Here is a 19,495-nt window from a genome sequence, read left to right as displayed (position 1 = left end):
GGGCAGACACATTCTCCACGGCGATCTCCTGTTGAGTGAGTGGTTCGATGCAGCCTCACCCTGACAGAGCGCCGGCCGCTGTTCACTCCTCATGGGATCTAAACACGCATCTCCAGCGGCACGGCTTCGGTGATATCGAGGTGAACGTTACAGGCGGCTACGATCCCACCGAGATAGATGAGGACAGTGTGATTGTGAGGGCGCAGCGCGCCGTACTCACACGCTCGCGCATCGAACATACGCTGGTGCCGAGAGATGCTGGCTCTTGGCCGGGGGTGATTTTCACCGGCCAACCGCTGAATGTGCCAGCCTGCGGCTTCGGCCTCGGTAGGGGCGGGAATCTTCACGCACCGGATGAGTTCATGGTTATTGAAAGCATTGATGCAAAGGTAGCTGGATTTGACGAAGCTACGATTGGCTTTATCGAATATCTGTATCAACTCGCGTTCGAGGAATGTGCAGCCGTTTAAACCCAGCTTGGTGGTCGCACTGTGACCTTGACTAGTGGGAATATTGCCATCAAGAATTGGCAACTGGTGAGGGACGTTTCCTGCCGTGTGTAGTTGCGGCGGCAAGCGGATCGAGGACGGATTGTTGGTCTCCTCCTAGGAACAATTCCGCCGACGGCGTCTGGATGCCACGCCAGTGAAAGAGTTGGAAAAGGCCACGGCCATGGGCGACTGATCGGAGGGATCGTCACCCGTGCCGTGCCGGGCCGTCACTGATACCAACGTTGCGCCCGCCGAGCAGCAGGCGCTCGCTCGCCTTAACCTGTGGCCGGTCGTCTTCGGCATCGAGCACTGCCGCTATCCACGCGGAACTATTCTAAACCGTTCGGACCCGCCTGACGCAATAGTGGGTGCGGGTGAATTTGCGCGACTCTGCTGATCGTCCCGCTCGGTCAGGAGCGCCTTATCACCGGAAGCACGTGAACCAGTTGGTAAAAAACATAGGCATCGAAGACAAACAGCCTGCTACAGCAGACGCGACACGATGGGCAAAACAATGGAAACGCAGGAGAACGATCTCTCGAATGAGCAGCGCTCGCCGACATCCTCAAATGGTCGCCGGCGCTACCGGCTTGTCCAAATTCTCAAATCCTTGATCGGAGATTCGTAAGGGCTGTTCCGGCGGCACCTTTCGCGCGTGGATGTAAGGGGCGATGTTCGACGCCTTTGAGGGCTTCGACATATGACGGTTTCAGAGTTTACGCTTAAGTCCAGGGACGGAGAGCCGGTCCGTCGGCTGGAGATCTTCACTGGTTCGGGTCGGCGGCGTGAGTGGCCGCCGGAGGAGAAGGCCCGGATAGTGGCGGAGAGCTACGAGGCGGGCGAGACGGTTTGTGCTGTGGCACGCCGGTATGGACTTTCCCCGCAGCAATTGTTCACCTGGCGCTCGGCCGTCTCCTGCGCGAAGGCGGTGGCGATGAAGGCCGAGACGACGCGGCGGCCGTTCTTGCCGACGTGCGCCAGCACGTTCCTGGTGAAGTGGCAGCGCTGCCAGGGGTGTTACGCGGCGCACAGTAGGGGCGGTTTGGGCTTGTATATTCATCTCAGCTGTCCGAACCTGCATCGACCAGCGCATCTGCTGCTTCTTGACCATGCGTTTGGTGATCACGGAATTGACCGCCGATTCGGCGAGGGTCGCGGCCACGCGACGCTCGCTGCCGCAGAATTCGATCTGGGACGCTGCCGCCACTGATCTCCTCAGTTCAGATCGCGTGGAAACTCCTTGACCTCTTCGCGATCAACGACGACTTCGTCGCCAGCACGCGCAACAAGATGGGCCTCCACGCGCCAGACATCACGTAGCGCGTGCACCGTCGCCGAAACCCTAACCCTGGCGTCCCAGTCGCCTCGGGCGTAGGATTTCTCCCAAGTCACGGTTCCGCGTGCCGAATTCGGTTCGTCCCGATGTACGACGAAGACGTTTGTCTGCCTATCCGATAGAGTGATGCCGGTGTGTGGGTGGCACACTGTCCCGGCGTCGCTCACGACAGTGTAGGTGGTTTCGCCGGTGATCTGGTTGGTCGTCACCTCGCGCCGGAAGGGCTCGCCGGACTTAATCACTTCCTGCGCCATAGGCATTGCGCTCTCCGGCCCTTCAAACGCCGCAAGCGTTGCATCCAGTGGCTGCGGCTTGCGCACCGGCAGGGTCAGCCTGCTGCCAGCGCAATGAATCGACAGCGTCGCCTTCTCCGGCCCTGGAAAAACGATCGGCCAATGCCCGGTGGCGATGGCAAGCCGGATGCGCTGACCCTTCTCGAAGCGCTGGCCACAGCAGCGCAATTTGAAGCGCACCGTTTCGGGATTGCCTGGCTGCATTGGCTGGAGCTCGAGCTCGTCATGCCGATGCGTGAGATTGAGAATGCCATAGCTAACGCGCGATGCTGCGCCGTCTTCGAATACCAGCGATAGCGTCGCTGAGATCACCGCAACTGGCTTGTCCGAGGCGAGCTTTACCTCGAATTCCGGAAAGCCGAGAATTTCCACGGTTTCTTCCAAAGGGGTCGTTTCGAAGACAAGCGCATTGCCGGCTTCCATGCGCTGGTCTACCGGCAAGGTTGGAACGACGCCAAAAGCGCACCACGCCCCCGAGGAGAGGCCCGCCGTCAACGGTGAGCAAATTGTCAGCACGTCATCGCTGCTGGCGCCCTCTGCAAGGCGTCCCGGCGAAAGGGCCAGTGATCGTGCACCGACGCCTGGTCCCGGCCAGGAGGGCTCCGCGACCCAACGGCCGGGCCGCTCATCATAAATGGCAGCCGGGGGACAGGGGTCTTGCATCCAAGCCCGTAACATCGGTTCATGGGCAATGCCAGTATCGATCCCCTTGAGATACTGATCCCACCAGCGCAGGCATTCCTTGAGAAAACCGATGCGCGGTCCGGGCATGGCGAAATGCGGATATTTATGACCCCACGGACCAATCAGGCCCTTCCGGATCCCAGGCAGTCTTTCGAGCATGCGGAAGATCGGGTTCGGATAGCTGTCGGCCCAGCCACCCACGAGGTAAACGGGGATCTCGACATCGGAGTAACCCTCGCAGATCGAGCCGTGCTTGTAGAACTCGTCGCGGCGCTGATGCTCAAACCATTCCTGCATCCAGATGCCGTTGCCGTTAAGGCGGCCTTCCCAAAGCTCGCGCCAGCGGTCGCCGACGATCAGTGGATCGGGCGGCGTCATGGCGATCGCCCACGCGGTAGTGCCCCAGTCCAGATTGTCGCACATCTGCGCGCCGCCGAGATAATGGATGTCGTCATTATAGCGGTCGTCGGTTGAGCACAGTGAGATCACCGTTTTAAGCGCCGGCGGGCGGCGCGCGGCGACCTGGAGCCCGTTGAAGCCGCCCCAGCTAATGCCGATCATGCCGACCGCGCCCGAGCACCAAGGCTGTTTGGCCAACCATTCGATGACGGCCAAACAGTCATCCTGCTCTTGCTTCAGATACTCGCCCTTGCAAACACCTTCACTGTCGCCGGTGCCACGAATATCGACACGTACGCCAGCGTAGCCATGACCGGCAAAGTAGGGATGAGTGAGCGCATCACGTTCCGCCGTTTCGTCGCGTTTGCGGTAAGGCAGGTATTCGAGGATGGCCGGGACCGGATCGGCTTCGGCGTCTTCCGGGACCCAGATGCGGGCAGCTAGTTTCACGCCATCTGGCATCGGGATCCACAGGTTCTCAATCTCGCGGACCTTGCGCGGGAAATCGGTGACCACATGGATGTCTTTCATTGGACTGATCTCTTTTTAATCTACGGCAGGTTGTCTCGGCGGCGCGCAGGCCCGACACTGGGCGTGAATTCACGGGTGAGGCAGTCAACTGAGTTCTTAGATCGCACAGTTGGCTTGGCGAAAAAGATCAATCTGATGCTGGAATTCGAATGGCGATTTCGAAAACCAGCCCGGATTGATGGGTTCAGCGCAACCGGCCAACGCCTATACGCTGAGCGGGGTCAAACTTGACACGATCGAGTGAAATCATGCTTCGGAATTTTCTGACAATAGGATTAGTATAGAGCCTTGTCTTGACGAAGACAAAGGTGTCCTCGTCCTCGACTGAGACGAGCAACACGAAATCGGCGACGCCCGTAACCAGGTAACATTGGGTCGCCTCTTTGGCCGCGCGCATCGCGCGCTTGAACTCATCGACAAGATCACTGGAAACGCGACCTGGCTCTTTCAGAAATGCTCACCTCGTTTGAATTAGGATCGAAGAATTGCTCCTGATGTCATAAACTTCAAAGAACCGCTGCTCTCTTGATAGATAAACGCCGCGTATGTGGCGAACACTTCTGTTCTGATGCAGATGGGCACCGGCTTCGGAGCAGCGATCGTCTGCACATTCCTTTTATCTTCCGTGTCAGCCACCTTTCGCGCCTTCCACGCTGCGAGCATTACCTCCTCCTTCTCCGGCGTAAGCGCGAAATCGGGCTTGGCCCTGCGCCCTGGAGGCACCGCGCTGGAATTCCTGGGTGAGTCCAGACCTTAGGGCCTTGTCGAAGTTGATGCTCGCGGAGCCCAGAGCGTCGCCGCATAGCGGCACCCAGGGCACGACCTCGTCCACACCATTCTCCTCCAGGAAGTCATAGTCGTCGATCCAGGTAAAGCGTACGTCGTTCTCAGAGGCACCAAGGGATGCGCGCACCCCGGTGAGGAAATCGGTCATCCACAGCGGCGTGCGCGGACCCGCCACGTTGTAAGTGCCGGTCGCCTCCAGTTCCACCATCCGGATCATCCACTCGGTCAGGTCGCGCACGTCCACAAATTGTACGGCGTCCGTCCGACGACCGGGCGCGATTATTTCGCCGCCGCGCTCGACGCGTTGCGGCCAATAGGGGAAGCGGTACGTAGTATCCCCCGGGCCGACGATGTAGTGAGGCCGCACAATGATGGTTCTCCCGAGGAACGCCTTTTCGGCCTCGATCTCCGAGAGCGCCTTGCTTACGCCGAAGCTACTCCACCCATTGGACGGGCTCTCTATCCAAACCGGCTTCACAGCCTCGCTAATGTCCGTCGTGAGGTATGGGAAATAGACGCCGGTGGAGGACACATACATGTAAAGCTTTGCACGGTCCCGCAGCAACTCTGCAGACATGCGGACCCAAGCCGGGTCGGTGGCGGAGTTGTCAATGACGGCGTCCCATGACGCAGTTTTCAGCGAGTCAAGGTTGTTGCTCCTGTCGCCGCGCAGGTACCGGACGCCTGGAGGGAGATCTGCCTGCCCGAGCCCGCGGTTGAAGACGGTCACGGTGTGTCCTCGCTGGACGGCGTAGCGCACCTCGTGAGATCCGATGAAGCCGGTACCGCCCAAAATAAGGATGCGGAGCGGAACATTGGTCTTCTGGACGGGAGTCATTTCTGTCAATCCTTAGATTAGAGACCGTCGACTGATTCGAAGTTGTTTGCCAATATCAGTAGTCAATTTTAGGCTTCTGTTAAGAGATTGTGGTCCCTTCGCAGGGATTAGCCCGTCTTATTCATGACGCATCTGGGTTTGTTTGGCGCTGAGCGGCGGACGGGTGGCAGCGCGGCGTCTTTTTCACCGCGGCTGTGTCTGGACTTGTGTACGCGCTGGAGGTGGAAGCTGCCTGGTTCGACGGGGCTGCTGCCCCGGCGGTCATGGTCCAGCCGGCTGCAGATTGCTGGCGAGCGTCCGGAACAGGCTGGCCTCGGGACAGGCGGCGGCGAAGGCCAGGCGGACGCGCGAGACGGTTTCGATGACGCGGGCGCCGAGCTTGAGGAGCCTGAGCCGCAACGTGGCGAACTCGGCTTTGCACAGATGATGGGATGTGGGCACCGCGTCGCGCAGGGTGATCATCAGCCAGTATGCGGCGGTGTGCAGGACGAGGCGGACCTGGTTGGCGATCGGCGAACGGCAGCTGGTGCGGTCGGAGGCGAGTTGGCTCTTGTGCATCTTGATCAGGTTTTCGGCCTGGCCGCGGGCGCAGTAGATCACGTCGTAGAGGTGCTCGGCCGAGCCGCTGTCGAGATTGGTGACGACGAAGCGGATGTCGAGGCCCATCGCAGTCGCCTCGATGCGGGCGCAGACGCGCGCTCAAGCTTCCAGGACTTCGCCTTGTAGCGGGTCTCGGCATAGCCGCGCAGCACAGGCTTGCGCTCGAGCGCGCGGCGGGTGCGGCCGTCGTCGGCGCTCTCGTCGACGAGCCGCTGGAGAACCGTGTTGCCGGGCAGTCCGAAGATATAGTCGATGCCGTTGTCCTCGCACCATGCCATGACTTGCGCCCGGCCGTAATGGCCATCGCCGCGCACCAGGATACGGGTGGTCGGCCAGCGGGCGCGGATGCGCCGCACGAGACGGCGCAGATGGCCGCGGATCTCCTTGCCCGTCGGCGTCTTGCCGGGGCGCAGGATCATGGCGACCGGGCGTCCTGTCGCGGCGTCATAGACATGGATCGGCAGGAAGCAGCGCTCGTCGTAGTGGGCGTTGAAGAGCGACAGCTGCTGATGGCCGTGAACGACATCGAGCGTATCGTCGATGTCGAGCGTCACCATCTTGGGCGGCGCGGCATAGCTCGACAGCCACAGGTCGACCAGCACATCGCCGAGCCGGATGACGGTCTTGAGGTCGGGCAGGTTCTCCAGGCGCGAGCATGTCGGCTGCGAGCACAGGTCGAGCCCGCTGTCGGGCAACCGTCCGCAGGCGAGCTTGAAGGCCGGGTCGGTGCGCAGCCGGTCGAGATCGTTGCCATCCTCGTAGCCGCACGCGATCGCAAAGATGCGGGCGCGCAGAATGTCGGCCATGGCGTGCCTCACCCGCTGCGGGTGACGCGGATCGTGGATCGCAGCCGCAAGCCGGTCGGCCAGTCGCAAACGCCGCTCGGCGGCGGCCAGAAGCATAACGCCGCCATCCGATGTGATGCGTCCGCCATCAACGCAGCTGTGATCTTCTTGCGTCCGACGGCTGGAAAACACAACGGCGGCAACGTATCGTCGGTCATGGCGGGTGTGGCTCGCGAGATCTGGTGGAAGGGTTGGCCTAAGCAACTGAATCCTACGCCAAATCAACCGCTTAAGCTACATCCGCCAGCCTCTCCAACACGCCGTCATGCATAAGACGGGCTAGTATCGGCCGGCGGGATCTGCTCCTAGATCTCGTCGCGAACGCCAGCAGATCGCGGTTGGAGGGGCTGAGATCATGCACGACCGGCGAGAAAGAGCCCCGAAAGGCCGAATTGCCGATGCCTGTGCTCGGTAGCGCCTCATCACGCATGAAGTCGTGCAGCTCCCGAGCGATCTTCAGTCCGGCAATCTCGATACGGGCGTTTAGCTGCTGGCTATCCACCTTATCCTCCCTATGCCACCAGACGATTGTGAACAGGAAGATCCTTTGCGACGGCCTCAGCCAACATGGCTGATGTCGCGGCAGACAGTGTCCAGCCAAGGTGCCCGTGGCCCGTGTTATAGTAGACGCCTAGCGCCTTCCCTTTGCCGACACGCGGCATCATGTTAGGCATCATAGGACGGAGGCCAGCCCACGGCACAACGCGGTTCGTATTGACGCCCGGGAAGAGTTGCCGCGTCCAGTCTACCAGAGGTCTTACTCTGCCATCCCTTATGTCCCAGTTTTGGCCGTTGAACTCGGCGGTGCCAGCCACTCGGAAGCGCTCTGCGCCAAGCCGGCTGGTCACGATTTTAGCCCGGTCGTCGAGGATGCTCACCCACGGAGCGGCTTCCTCTGCCGCATTGTCCTCCAGGTGGACCGTGATCGAGTATCCCTTGACAGGATAGATGTTGAGGCGATCGCCCAACATCGCCGCGAAGTCACGGCTGTTCGAGCCCGCGCATACGACAATTGCGTCGGCCTCGATAACCTGCGCCTGAGAAGTATGGGTAGAGTACGTCAGCCTGAACCGGCCGCGTCGCTCAATCTTTGTCACCGACGCGTCATAGAGAAAACTTCCACCGCGTCCTTCGCATGTACGGGCTAATCCGGTGGTATACTTGTGGATGTCACCGGTTGAGTCCGAAGGTGTGTAGAACCCACCATAAAAAGCGCCCTGCAAGGCCGGCTCAAGAGAGGCGATCTCGCCAGCTGTGACCGGCCGCCTGTCAAGGCCTCCTTCGACGAGGAGTTGATTGACTTTCGTAGCGTGGTCGAAACCAGGCTTGTCCCAATAGACATGCAGGATTCCGCGGCGAACGTGGTCGAAATCGATGCCTTCCCGCTCAGCGATGTCGAACATGTGCCTGCGCGCAGCGATCGCCAGACGGGTGGGGGCAACAGTATTCTCGCGGTACTTTCCGATATGGGAGACGAATTCCGCAAGCCAGCTGTACTTGTGCCATGTCGGCGCCGGGTTCATGAGGAGTGGCGCGTCGCGTCTCACCATCCACTTGATGCCCTTTAAGATCGTCGACCAGTGGTTCCAGACTTCCGCATTGCTCGCCGAGAGCTGGCCGCCATTTGCAAATGAGGTCTCCATTGCCGCATAGCGCTGACGCTCCAGCACGGTGACGTCATAGCCGTGTTCCAAAAGGGCATAGGCTGTCGACACGCCGGTAATGCCGGCACCAATCACAACAATCTTGGGCATTTCGCTCTCCAGACAGGACAATGGGTTCGGGCCAGTCGGCCCGCGGCTAACCCCCAAATCTGTCACGGTACCTGAGAGCTTAACCGGGAGGCCCGGCTTTCCCCTTCGGTGGACGCTCCGGCGTCTCTCTCCAGATTGTTCGGCAGGACGGTCGCTTGTACCTGAGAGTTTCCTTGGGGGGTTGCTCCGTCGGTGTCGACCACGTGCCGATCTCTCCCGCGCTGCCTATTGAACGGTCCGTGTATAGCTCTGTTCAACGATAGTTACAGCACTGGTTGCGCCTCAATATTGATGCAGACCCATCATTTTCGCCGGCAAGCTGAAACGCGTGAACCAAGGATGCCCCCTTCTTCCGCAACCTGTGGGACATTCGAAAACGTCATGCAGCACATTTGAGGCGCCCGAACCACCAAGACCGTTTATGTCAGTGCGGCAGTGCTGAGCATCCTCTCGTCGGCTGAACGAAGTCCAAGCACAACTGCTCGCCACCTCGGCACGGCCAGTAATCGGCGCGGGATCGAGCCCGGTAATTTCTTTGGGTCAGGCGGCGCGCAGGAGAGGCGGTTGGGCTTGAACCGGGGAGGCACGTTCGGTTGTGGCTGTGGCAAAGGTGTGCAGGCACTCAGCGAACTGGAAGCCCGGCAGGAGACTACGCTCGCTGCCGGGCCGGTACTGCCTTGGGAGGAGGCAATAAGTCAATTACTCGCGCATCAGTTCCAGATCTCTCGCCTAACCTACGGCATCGTGTCGTGACATCGATCGCCCTTCGGACCACGACGTAGCATTGGAACGTGCTTTCCAGATCGAACCCGCTGGTTCAAAGTCGCTAGTCACACATCCGAACCGCGTCAGTCTGACGACACCGATGTCGTTCTCGGTCCCAAAAGTCTTCGCAAGCTTCTGTAGACGCTCCAAAAATAGCTTTTTCTCGCGTCGAAGAGGCGAGCCGCAGGGGGCCACGGTTTGGACACTTCAAGTGACTGGGCTCGATCAGATAACGCCCATAGCTTCCTGCCAGTGTCAGCGTCGGTCGTCGGAATCTTTCTCCTGGTGGAATACATTCGCGAGGCGAATCCCCCTTTCTGAATTAATGGTGGGGTTGTTGTGCAACTACGAGTATAGATGCATAGTGGAGTATGATTTGTACCAAAGTGCATCGACTGCTGAAACGTGGACCGCACAAGCAGGCTTGGTCTGAAATATATGCGCGAAGAGGACCCTCGTGGCGCTCGATCCTCGCGTTCAAACATTCGCGCTGCGAGACAGCCCATCCAGCCAGCCATGATGAAGCCCGTTTCTGGGTTAGCGAATGCGCAAGTGTGGCAGCTTGGCTTGAATGGCGAGGGCATGTTTGGACGACTTGTGAAATCCAACCCGCAAGGCGTCGGCTCCCTCAACGTTGTGTTCGGCGCCTATCCTCACGCAGTCCTCCCGCGTCGGCTGCCCGATCTCGAAACGCATGCCGATACGGCTTTCGATCTGATCCATGGCGTGGGTATCACGCCTCGTGCCAGCTAACCGGTGAGTGTTGCCGGCAAGCAGCAAGGCGAAACCGCAGTGCTCCTGAAGGTGCAGCAGCTCCCGCAAAACAGTGGGTGTGAAATTCTGATATTCGTCCACCAGCAACGGACGCGTCGGGCCGTATCGGGCACCCAGAAAGTTCATGCAATCCTTCCCAAGATCGTATGTGAACTTGCTGTCCTTTTGGACGCCATACCGACGTCCCACCAGCTCCGGAGAGCGGAGAGCACGGCCGATGGCATTCCGGGCAAGCCGGAAACCTTGCCGATGTCTTCGTAGCCGCCAGCGTCGAGAGACTGTCTTATTGCGGGATACAAGATCTCCTTCACGAGCGGCATCAAGCCGTTCCATCCGCAACGCCAGCGGCCCGTCGACAACCACAGAATGAATAGACATGGTGCCCGCCTCAGCCAGCCTCTCCCCGCCGAGCGGATGCGGCCTCGATATGAATGACCATGCCTTCAAGGGCTTCGCTCAGCCTCTCAAGGTCAGGCTTGCTTATGGATCGCTCCCGACCCTCGTGATCGCGGCCGTAGCGATGGACGCAATCGTGCCGCACCGGCACGCACTCCATAAGCGTTTTCTTGGTCGCCTCATCTGGAAAAATTGTCGAGCCGAGGGCGCTCTGGTAGTAGTGATCGATCTTTTATGGTACATCAGCTCGCGCAGCCGCATGTGTACCCAATCGCGAAAAGCGTTCGGATTGGACGCGAGTTCAACGACTTCGATCTTGTCCGCGACCCACTGATTGTGTTGAAAAAGTCCGGGTTGCAGCAGTCCTGAAGCACTTCTCTATTCGGCGTGTCGAAGTCAAGCGCGTTCGAGCTTACCGCTTCTTCGGCGTTTGACGTCTTTCGCGGGGCCTCGCTTCTCTACGGGATCGGCTTTAGCCCTCCCAGCATGGGATCAGGAGAATGAAGCGGCACAATCTGATTCGCGGCCTGATCGGCTGCAGTGAGCGACCGGTCCGAGTGCTTCAACGAACTCGCCTCATCCATCGTCCCGCGAAGGACGTGCTTCCGCCGGTGGCGGAACTTGTCTCTCTCCTTTACGGCCTTCCCGGTCAGATAGCGGCTGGCCAGGCCTCCCGCGTCCAGCGGAATTCGGTGCCGTCCACCCACATGCGGTGCATGATGACCGCCAGCCGGCGGGCGAGCGCGACGACCGCTTTTCGCAGGCCGGATCGCTTGGCGACATTCATCGCCCATGCCTTCAGCCACGACCATTTCTTCACGCGCGTTATCATCACTTGGGCGGCTTCGTAGAGCAAGGTGCGCATCATCCCGTCGCCGCACAGCGAGACGCGACCGACACGGTGACTTTCACCTGATTGGTTGAGCACCGGCGTCAGTCCCAGGATGGACCCCACCGTTTTGGAGTTTCTGAACCGCTGTGGAATGTCGATCGTCGCGGTATAGGCCAGCGCCACCACAGGACCGATGCCAGAGATGGTCATCAAGCGATTGCAGATCGTATCGTCCCTGGCGATCGTCAGTACCTTGCGATGCAGGCGAAAGAATTCCTCGCGCAGCCTCCGCCTGGCGGCGAGCAGCGGCGCCATGATCTGCGCTACATCAGGCATGTCTTCGACGAGCTCGCGAATCCGATCCTCAAACTTGACGGTCCCGACGACGCCAACCTTGAGCCCAAAATTGCGCAACAGGCCGCGCAGGTCGTTCTCGATGGCGAGGGCCTTTTCCTGCAGCAGCTTGCGCGCCGTCAGCAGCGCGCGGCGCTTCTGGCTCGTCAGCGTCTTGACATGCACCGGGCGGAACAGGTTGACGCGCATCATCTGTGCGATGCCGCGCGCATCATTGCGATCCGTCTTGTTCGGCCGCGCCTTGAGGAATGCCTTGGTGTGTCGGGTCTCGATGCAGATTGCCGGCAAACCGGCCCTGGCCAGGCCTTCGAACAGCCATTGCGACAACGGTCCGGCCTCGAGCCCGATCCGCTCGATGCGCAAGGCGGGATCTTTCAGAACCGCGGTGAGGTCGTCGGGGTGGCTGACCACCTTGACCTCGCGGCAGATCTTGCCAGTTTCATCGACAATGCAAACGGCGGTCTCTTTTACCGAGATATCCAATCCGGCATAATGCTTCATGCTGCGTTTCCTTTCCTGATGCTTGTGGCTGTAGCTGCAGACCACGTTCTATCATCAGCTCGGAGCGCAGCACCTCCGTCCATCACCGTCAAAGATGGGGCTCAAGCCGAATATCCCATCTGATTCAATCTTCGTCGTAAGAGGAGATTGAGTCGATGATGGGCGAGCAAAGTGTGATGCAGGAGGAGCTGTTCTACGGCTTCAGCCTGGAGCGGCATGTGCCGGCGGATCACCTGCTCAGAGCGATCGACCACTTCGTCGACCTGTCCGCCATCCGCCAGCATCTGGCGCCCTTCTACAGCTCGATCGGCCGTCCCTCGATCGACCCTGAGCTGCTGATCCGCATGCTGATCGTCGGCTATTGCTTCGGCATCCGCTCGGAGCGCCGGCTGTGCGAGGAGGTACATCTGAACCTGGCCTATCGGTGGTTCTGCCGGCTTGGTCTCGAGGGTGATGTGCCTGACCACTCAACCTTCTCCAAGACCCGCCACGGCCGCTTCCGCGATGCCGACCTGCTGCGCGAACTGTTCGAAACCGTCGTCCGGCGCTGCATAGCTGAAGGGCTCGTCGGCGGCGAAGGCTTTGCGGTCGATGCCAGCATGATCGTCGCCGACGCCCATCGTCAGCGCGGGATCGAAACGGCCGAGGACCTCAATCCCAAAGCCAAGCGGGCCGTGGCTGAGTATCTCGCCACTCTGGATGACGCCGCCTTCGGGGCCGCCACGCCGGTAGAGCCAAAGTTCGTATCGCCTGTCGATCCTGCAGCACGCTGGACCGCCTCTTGGGGCGGCCCGGCCGTCTACGCCTATTGCACCAACTATCTGATCGACGTGGAGCACGCCGTCATCGTCGATGTGGAGCCCTCGACCGCGGTGCGCCAAGCCGAGGTGACGGCCGCCAAGACCATGATCGAGCGGGCGCACGACGAGCTCGGCCTGTGGCCGGAGCGGCTGATTGCCGACACCGGCTACGGCTCGGCCGAAATGCTGAACTGGTTGGTGCATGAGCGTGGGATCGAGCCGCATATCCCGGTGTTCGACAAGTCTAGGCGCAAGGATGGCACCTTCTCGCGCGACGACTTCACCTACGACCATAAGGCCGATGCCTATATTTGCCCGGGCGGAAAGACGCTCAGGCAGCGCCAGAAGACCTATCGGGTGCCACACCCTCTCGTCGACGAGAATGGCATGATGCGCTATCGCGCCAGCAAGCTGGATTGCGACGCCTGTGCCCTGAAGCCCCGCTGTTGCCCGAAGGAGCCGGCGCGCAAAGTGCTGCGCTCGATCTATGAGGGCGCGCGCGACATGGCCCGCGACATCGCCAAGACCGAGGCCTACCAAACCTCACGCTATCAACGGAAGAAGGTGGAGATGCTGTTCGCGCACCTCAAGCGCATCCTGAAGCTCGACAGACTGCGATTGCGCGGCCCCTGTGGTGCCCGCGATGAGTTCCACCTCGCAGCCATCGCCCAGAACCTCAGGAAATTGGCCAAGATCTGCACTATCCGGACACCAATCCCAGCCACTTAGGGCAAGGAGGCCGCCTCGACCCAATCGCAACTCGTCGCGGCGAAAAGAACGCCTGGCTTAATCACCGACTTCTTCAACACAATCCACTCCTTGTTGCCCTTCACCAATGCTGACATTGCTTTCGGATCATCGAGCACCAGTCTGATGAGACGATCGCTGAGATATGCTTCGATGGCGGAAAAGTACTGGACGAGCAGCATGCGGTTCAGTGCGCCGATGAGGCCCCGCCCCTCCATCTCGGCGGCGATATGACCGATGTCGTAGGTCGCAAATTTGAAGATCTGTGCCGGGTCGCTCGGTAGGTTCTCGCGCTGATACGCTTCCACCTCCCATGGGTCTCGGGAGTGTGGACCGGATCATCGATCACAGTCACATGCGCCTTGTGATCCGCGAGTTCGGCCACGAGGGAGGCGCCGGTGTTTCGGACGGCGACAATAAATTCGTGCGCGCAGCCGGACAAGCTACGGTCTGCTCAGAATATTCCTGCGCGTCGGACTCCCGGTCTGCCAAGACGTCATAGCTTGGAACTTCTTCAATGGTCTCGCTGATCGTAGCCCACATTCGGGGCACATGAACTCAAGTGGTGGTTGCCCAGACTCCATCAAGCATCCCCTCTCTCAGGTACCAAACTCGATACCCTATTAACGCTTGCATCCTCCTCTTCGCCGTCGCCCTCCCCGCTGCTCAGCCCGGTCGGAATATCTCCAGCCAGCAGCTTCTCCTTCGACAGCAATCCGGCATCCTCGAGCGCCTCGAAATCCGGCAGGTCGCGCAACGTGTCGAGCCCGAACTCCAGCAGGAATTCTTTTGTCGTCACATAGGTGTAGGGCGCGCCCGGTGTCGGGCTGCGCGGACCAGACGCGATCAGACCGGCGCCGCGCAGATGCCCGATCAGGTCTCGACTGATCTCTTTGCCAAAGAAAGATGACAGCTGGGCGCGGGTGATCGGCTGGAAATAGGCGATGCACATCAGCACCAGCACCTCGGATTGCGTCAGGTCGGCTGCCTTTTCGCTTGCACCGACCGCCGCACGAATGGCGTCGGCATAGGCCGGTCTGGTCAGATGCTTCCAGCCGCCGGCGACGGCAACCAGGTCGTAAGGCCGGCCGCGCAATTCTTCCCGGATGTCGTCGATGAGCAGATCGATGCTGCAGCTTTTTCCGACAATGCGGGCCAGCGTTTCGCGGCTGACCGGTTCGCTGGCGGCGAAGATCGTTGCCTCGACGCGGTTCATCCATTCGCGCCAGCGCGCCTCCGGCGACAGGTGATCCAGTTCGCGATCAAACAAATGGTCATTTGGCCGCCCGTCGCCTCCTTGCGCTCCTCCCCTTCTCCTACGTGCACTCTCCGCCATCGTCTTCACAGCCCGTAGATGCGGAAGGTGGGGCGGCCGGACAGTTCACGCACCGCGCCGAGTTCGACCAACCGGTCGATCAGGCGACGCAACCCCCGGTCGCTCATACCGGCGATGTTTGCCGAGGCAACGATCGCATCGTCGGACAAGAGCCTTTCGACGACAAGATCCGACGCCCGGGCGCGTAGTTTCGGTGCTACCGCAAGCAGCCGGTCCGCGCGGCGCCCGAGCTCGGCGGAAAGATCAATGGCGCGCAACGCGGCGCGCGCCTGGGCGGCAAGCAGACTTTTGGCACGCTCAGGATCTGTCTCAATGCCTGTCACCAGAGAGCTGGCCGCCGATCGACGCGGGCGGGCGCCTGTGCCCAAGGCTGCCTCGGCGCCCAGCAGCGGCATGGCGTATGCCCAACCCAGCCGTTGCGCCAGCAGGGCGTCGGCGAGCCATGCCCCGACGGCGCGCGCAAAGCCGTGGCGTTCGGCGATCGCGATGGCGCCGGTCATCATTCCCACCGTCCCGTCACTGGCGGCGAGTTGCCGGAGATCGTCCGCCAGACCGCTGACCACCTCATCATCCGGGGCGTAGCCGAACTCTTCCAACACCGCAGCGAGGTTTTTCTCCGTCAGCAATTCGTCTGCGGGCCGGGCTGCCAGCCGGCGCCAGGCAATCAGCAAAAGCCCGGCGGGACCGACGGACAAAAAATCGCCCGGCCGTGTGAGCAGCACGGCGTCGCGCAGCGCGCTTTCATCCTCGACGCGGCCGGCCTGCTTCGCCGTTACCGCGGACGCCGAAAGCGCCAGCCGCTGCCTCCAGGCGCCGGCCCATCGCTCCTGTCGGCGGACCAGCGCGTCGAGCGCGCCGATGGCGGCGCCGGCTGTGATGGCAATGTCCTCAACATCTTTTCCCGCAAGGCTTTGCGCATCCGGGATGGCGCGGCGCAGCCAGGCCGGCACCGTTGCGATCGGCGCGGTCGAAGGGGCGCCGGCAAACGTGGCGTGGTGGCGCGGAGAGGATTTGGGACGCAGAATCATCGCAAGCAGGATGAATCATGGCGGCGCTTTTGGCAACGGAAACAGGCAAAAAGCGCTGTACCTGTCGCGCATCTATAACGAACGATAATGTTGCATTATCGTTCGTTTTGGTCCTTATAGGAAGAATGGCCCAAAACGTCGAGCAGAAGCCCAAAAAACCGCCCCGAAAGTACTCCGGAGCGTCCCACAGCACGGGGCCGGATGAGGCGGTTTCGGCCGCACTGGCCTCGGCCGAGCCGTCAGCGCCGATTGCCGGCGACTGTCTCGACAGCGGCGGTCCCGACAACGAGTTGCCGGACATCATCGATCTCGTCATGGCGATGGGCCCGCCGGTCGACGGTGCTTCGGACGGAACGCCCTCCGCTATGGCTCCGGGCGATCGTTCGTTCGGGAAGCCAAACCGTTGGCTTCCCGCCGGCGACGCCGACCACTCCTCACCCCCTCCCCTGCCGGCGACCGCGCCAAATCGCCTGCCGGCCCATCTGGATCTGCTTGCCGACCGTGCTCGCGACTATGTCGAGGCGGCGAGTTCGACCAACACCCGCCGCGCCTACGCCGCCGACTGGAAGCATTTCTGCGCCTGGGCGCGCCGCCAGAACATCGAGGTGTTGCCGCCCGATCCTCAGACCGTCGGCCTTTACATCACCGCGCAAGCCTCGGGATCTGGTCGGGACAAAAGATCGGTGGCGACCATCGAGCGCCGTCTTTCATCGCTGACCTGGAACTATACGCAGCGTGGCCAGCCGCTGGACAGGAAAGACCGCCACATTGCCACCGTGCTGGCCGGTATCCGCAACACCCACGCCTCCCCTCCCCTGCAGAAGGAAGCCATTCTGCCCGAGGATTTGATGGCCATGCTGGAAACACTCGATCGCGGCACGCTGCGCGGCCTGCGTGATCGCGCCATGTTGCTTTTAGGCTTTGCCGGCGGACTGCGGCGTTCGGAAATCGTCGGGCTCGACGTTGCCAGGGATCAGACGGAGGACGGCCGCGGTTGGGTCGAGATTTTCGACAAAGGTATTTTGGTGACCTTGCGCGGCAAGACGGGCTGGCGCGAGGTCGAGATCGGTCGTGGCTCCTCCGACGCGACCTGCCCCATGGTCGCCCTGCAGACCTGGCTGAAACTGGCACGGATTGGGCACGGACCGCTATTTCGACGGGTCACCGGCCAGGGCAAGGCTGTCGGAGCCCAGCGATTGAACGACCAGGAGGTGGCGCGGCTGGTCAAGCGCGCGGCGCTCGCTGCCGGCGTGCGCGGTGATCTTTCCGAGGGCGAGCGCGGCCAAAAGTTTTCCGGCCATTCGCTGCGCGCTGGCCTCGCCTCCTCGGCCGAGGTCGACGAACGCTATGTGCAGAAGCAGCTTGGCCACGCCTCGGCAGAGATGACCCGCAGATACCAGCGCCGGCGCGATCGCTTCCGCGTCAATCTCACCAAAGCGTCAGGATTATAGAGGACGAGGTCCTTCCCCTGCAATTCTGGCATACCTCTCCCAAATTCCGGCGTTGCGTGCCGATAGCTCAATTACGCTGACCAATTCGGTTCCGTCCTTGCAAATCAGGAATTGCACTCCATAATTGCGAGGATGATCAAGCGCCGCATCGAAACGCAACTCGCCGAACTGATAGACACTACCCCTGCGGTGGCACTGATTGGGCCGCGCCAAGTCGGCAAGACTACGCTCGCGCTCGAGATAGCCCAGACACGGCCGTCGATCTATCTCGATCTCGAGTCCGATGCGGACAGAGCCAAGCTTGCGGAGCCGGAGCTCTACCTTGCCGAACATGAGGGCGAGTTGGTGATCCTCGATGAGGTCCATCGGCTTCCAAACCTGTTCCAGAATCTTCGTGGCTTGATCGACCGCGGTCGCCGCAGCGGCAAGAAGACCGGGCGCTTTCTGCTGCTGGGGTCCGCTTCCATCGATCTCCTCAGGCAGACTGGCGAGACGCTCGCCGGCCGCATCGCCTATCTTGAAATGCATCCGATTGACGGATTGGAGGTGCCGGCCGAACAGTTGAACCCCTTGTGGGTGCGCGGCGGCTTTCCCGACAGCTTTCTGGCTACGAGCGACCGCGCCAGTCAGCGGTGGCGGCAGGACTTCATCCGCACCTACCTTGAGCGCGATATCCCGCTGCTCGGGCCTCGCATTCCGGCCGAAACGCTGCGCCGCTTCTGGACCATGCTGGCACATCATCAATCCGGCCTCCTCAACGCGGCCGACTTTGCCCGAGCCCTCGGAGTCGATGGCAAGACAATTGCGTCGTACCTCGACCTGCTAGTCGATCTGCTGCTGGTGCGAAGGCTCGAGCCGTGGCATGCAAATATCGGAAAACGTCTAGTCAAGTCGCCGCGGGTTTACGTCCGCGACAGCGGCATTGCACATACGCTGCTTGGACTGACAACCCTTGAAGATGTTCTCGCTCATCCCGTGGCCGGCGCCAGCTGGGAAGGATTTGTCATTGAGACGTTGATTGCGGTCGCACCGTCCGGCACAGAAGCCAACTTCTATCGCACATCCGCCGGCGCCGAGATCGACCTCCTCTTGACCCCTCCAGGCAGCCGCCCTTGGGCGATCGAAATCAAGCGCAGCCTGACGCCAAAAGTGGAGAAGGGCTTTCATCTAGCGTGCGAGGACATAGATCCTATCCGTCGCCTCGTTGTCTATCCGGGAGCAGAGCGCTTTCCGTTGAAACATGACGTCGAGGCAGTGCCACTTCATATCCTTGCGAAAACGCTGGTCCAACTTGGCTGACAGGATCCTCGCCCGCCTCTCTGTCCCCTTACGACCCGCCCCATCCGGCACACAGCGCCTTTATAGCATTTCACTCCGTCGCTGACCCGCTGAGGTCTTCTCAAAGCGTTAGTCGCAGCTAGCCTGCCTCGACCCTCGCCCGAAACACTGCGATGAGCATTAGTCCGCCCAGACATTACTCGTTTCAGGCCCGCTCCGCGGATTTCTGAGAGAGCCGCTTTTGCTGTTGATCTGATTGCCCGGTGTGAGATGGCCGCGCCGGTTACTGCAGTCTTGTCGTGTCCCATGACCTCGATCGTCCAGGACAATCGCCGAGGTCGAATTACTACTGCTCATCGTGGCTGACAAGTTCGGGCCGACCACTACGCGTATGTCATTGAAACGGGCCTTCACTCACCGCCCGGCCTTGCTGACGTCTATTGCTAGGCGATGCCCAGCACGTGGGCCTCGGCCGAACTTGAAGCCTTCTGCTGGTGCCAAAGGGCAACCTCAAAAGCGAGGTTCGTTGTCCGCTGACAAAATCGGCAAATTGCCTAGCGTATTCAATTCCTTTGTGGCGGTGATGTAGAAATGTCGCTCGCTCTGCAAAGTAGAAATGTCGCATCCTGCGTTTGCGAGGGGCAGGGTCCAGCAAAGTAGAAATGCGACAGTGACG

The 19,495-nt window shown here is 60.8% G+C and carries 14 protein-coding genes, 2 pseudogenes and 1 riboswitch; of the genes and pseudogenes, 5 read left to right on the top strand and 11 right to left on the bottom strand.

What is annotated here, in order from left to right; all coding sequences use genetic code 11:
- Positions 1–140 precede the first annotated feature (140 nt).
- Positions 141–470, top strand: coding sequence for a hypothetical protein (locus tag NKH17_RS32145; protein ID WP_352973419.1), 330 nt, complete (start codon positions 141–143; stop codon positions 468–470).
- A 721-nt stretch (positions 471–1,191) separates the two neighbouring features.
- Positions 1,192–1,356: pseudogene (locus NKH17_RS32140) on the top strand (transposase); the annotation flags it as partial.
- A 350-nt stretch (positions 1,357–1,706) separates the two neighbouring features.
- On the opposite strand, the gene NKH17_RS32135 reads toward NKH17_RS32140, so the two are convergent.
- The 8 genes and pseudogenes from NKH17_RS32135 to NKH17_RS32100 all read right to left on the bottom strand — a co-directional run bounded on the left by NKH17_RS32135 (position 1,707) and on the right by NKH17_RS32100 (position 12,179).
- The gene (locus NKH17_RS32135) at positions 1,707–3,734 is read right to left on the bottom strand and encodes a CocE/NonD family hydrolase (protein WP_352973418.1); all 2,028 of its coding nucleotides are present in this window, start codon (positions 3,732–3,734) and stop codon (positions 1,707–1,709) included.
- A gap of 184 nt (positions 3,735–3,918) precedes the next feature.
- Positions 3,919–4,185, bottom strand: a complete 267-nt coding sequence (locus NKH17_RS32130; protein WP_352973420.1) for an Lrp/AsnC ligand binding domain-containing protein — start codon at positions 4,183–4,185, stop codon at positions 3,919–3,921.
- Positions 4,186–4,362: 177 nt separating this feature from the next.
- The gene (locus NKH17_RS32125; RefSeq protein WP_352973417.1) at positions 4,363–5,358 is read right to left on the bottom strand and encodes an NAD-dependent epimerase/dehydratase family protein; all 996 of its coding nucleotides are present in this window, start codon (positions 5,356–5,358) and stop codon (positions 4,363–4,365) included.
- 261 nt (positions 5,359–5,619) lie between these two features.
- Positions 5,620–6,961, bottom strand: a pseudogene (locus tag NKH17_RS32120) (IS1380 family transposase).
- Positions 6,962–7,032: 71 nt separating this feature from the next.
- A complete protein-coding gene (locus NKH17_RS32115) occupies positions 7,033–7,305 on the bottom strand; it encodes a hypothetical protein (protein ID WP_352973416.1) in 273 nt (90 codons plus the stop codon).
- Positions 7,306–7,315: 10 nt separating this feature from the next.
- On the bottom strand, positions 7,316–8,557 hold the full coding sequence (locus tag NKH17_RS32110) for a D-amino acid dehydrogenase (RefSeq protein WP_352973415.1): 1,242 nt from the start codon (positions 8,555–8,557) through the stop codon (positions 7,316–7,318).
- Positions 8,558–8,695: 138 nt separating this feature from the next.
- Positions 8,696–8,786, bottom strand: a riboswitch (glycine riboswitch).
- 1,073 nt (positions 8,787–9,859) lie between these two features.
- Positions 9,860–10,474, bottom strand: coding sequence for a TniB family NTP-binding protein (locus NKH17_RS32105; RefSeq protein ID WP_352973414.1), 615 nt, complete (start codon positions 10,472–10,474; stop codon positions 9,860–9,862).
- Positions 10,475–11,141: 667 nt separating this feature from the next.
- Complete coding sequence (locus NKH17_RS32100; protein ID WP_352973413.1) at positions 11,142–12,179, bottom strand: IS110 family RNA-guided transposase; 1,038 nt, start codon at positions 12,177–12,179, stop codon at positions 11,142–11,144.
- Between the two features lie 155 nt (positions 12,180–12,334).
- Between NKH17_RS32100 and NKH17_RS32095 the strand changes: the two genes are divergently transcribed.
- Entirely contained in the window at positions 12,335–13,708 is a 1,374-nt protein-coding gene (locus NKH17_RS32095) for a transposase (protein WP_352682176.1), read from the top strand.
- Here NKH17_RS32095 and NKH17_RS32090 read toward each other — a convergent pair.
- The 3 genes from NKH17_RS32090 to NKH17_RS32080 form a co-directional block, all read right to left on the bottom strand.
- Positions 13,705–14,034: a hypothetical protein gene (locus tag NKH17_RS32090; RefSeq protein WP_352973412.1), complete on the bottom strand. Its 330-nt coding sequence runs from the start codon at positions 14,032–14,034 to the stop codon at positions 13,705–13,707. The genes NKH17_RS32095 and NKH17_RS32090 overlap by 4 nt on opposite strands.
- 275 nt (positions 14,035–14,309) lie before the next feature.
- A complete protein-coding gene (gene scpB / locus NKH17_RS32085; protein WP_352973411.1) occupies positions 14,310–15,062 on the bottom strand; it encodes an SMC-Scp complex subunit ScpB in 753 nt (250 codons plus the stop codon).
- A gap of 5 nt (positions 15,063–15,067) precedes the next feature.
- On the bottom strand, positions 15,068–16,090 hold the full coding sequence (locus tag NKH17_RS32080; RefSeq protein WP_352973410.1) for a DUF1403 family protein: 1,023 nt from the start codon (positions 16,088–16,090) through the stop codon (positions 15,068–15,070).
- Between the two features lie 125 nt (positions 16,091–16,215).
- Between NKH17_RS32080 and NKH17_RS32075 the strand changes: the two genes are divergently transcribed.
- A complete protein-coding gene (locus NKH17_RS32075) occupies positions 16,216–17,541 on the top strand; it encodes a site-specific integrase (RefSeq protein ID WP_352973409.1) in 1,326 nt (441 codons plus the stop codon).
- A gap of 132 nt (positions 17,542–17,673) precedes the next feature.
- Entirely contained in the window at positions 17,674–18,840 is a 1,167-nt protein-coding gene (locus tag NKH17_RS32070; protein WP_352973408.1) for an ATP-binding protein, read from the top strand.
- Positions 18,841–19,495 lie beyond the last annotated feature (655 nt).

The sequence above is a fragment of the Mesorhizobium sp. M1334 genome, from assembly GCF_040317995.1.
Taxonomy (GTDB): domain Bacteria; phylum Pseudomonadota; class Alphaproteobacteria; order Rhizobiales; family Rhizobiaceae; genus Mesorhizobium.
The sequence above is the reverse complement of the archived record's forward strand: the minus strand, read 5'-3'. Positions and strand labels throughout refer to the sequence as shown.

Bases quoted from the DNA above. Each gene is read 5' to 3' on its own strand.
- NKH17_RS32135 (WP_352973418.1), bottom strand. From the start codon at position 3,734: ATGAAAGACATCCATGTGGTCACCGATTTCCCGCGCAAGGTCCGCGAG.
- NKH17_RS32125 (WP_352973417.1), bottom strand. From the start codon at position 5,358: ATGACTCCCGTCCAGAAGACCAATGTTCCGCTCCGCATCCTTATTTTG.
- NKH17_RS32110 (WP_352973415.1), bottom strand. From the start codon at position 8,557: ATGCCCAAGATTGTTGTGATTGGTGCCGGCATTACCGGCGTGTCGACA.
- NKH17_RS32105 (WP_352973414.1), bottom strand. From the start codon at position 10,474: ATGTCTATTCATTCTGTGGTTGTCGACGGGCCGCTGGCGTTGCGGATG.
- NKH17_RS32100 (WP_352973413.1), bottom strand. From the start codon at position 12,179: ATGAAGCATTATGCCGGATTGGATATCTCGGTAAAAGAGACCGCCGTT.
- NKH17_RS32095 (WP_352682176.1), top strand. From the start codon at position 12,335: ATGATGGGCGAGCAAAGTGTGATGCAGGAGGAGCTGTTCTACGGCTTC.
- scpB (WP_352973411.1), bottom strand. From the start codon at position 15,062: ATGGCGGAGAGTGCACGTAGGAGAAGGGGAGGAGCGCAAGGAGGCGAC.
- NKH17_RS32080 (WP_352973410.1), bottom strand. From the start codon at position 16,090: ATGATTCTGCGTCCCAAATCCTCTCCGCGCCACCACGCCACGTTTGCC.
- NKH17_RS32075 (WP_352973409.1), top strand. From the start codon at position 16,216: ATGGCCCAAAACGTCGAGCAGAAGCCCAAAAAACCGCCCCGAAAGTAC.
- NKH17_RS32070 (WP_352973408.1), top strand. From the start codon at position 17,674: ATGATCAAGCGCCGCATCGAAACGCAACTCGCCGAACTGATAGACACT.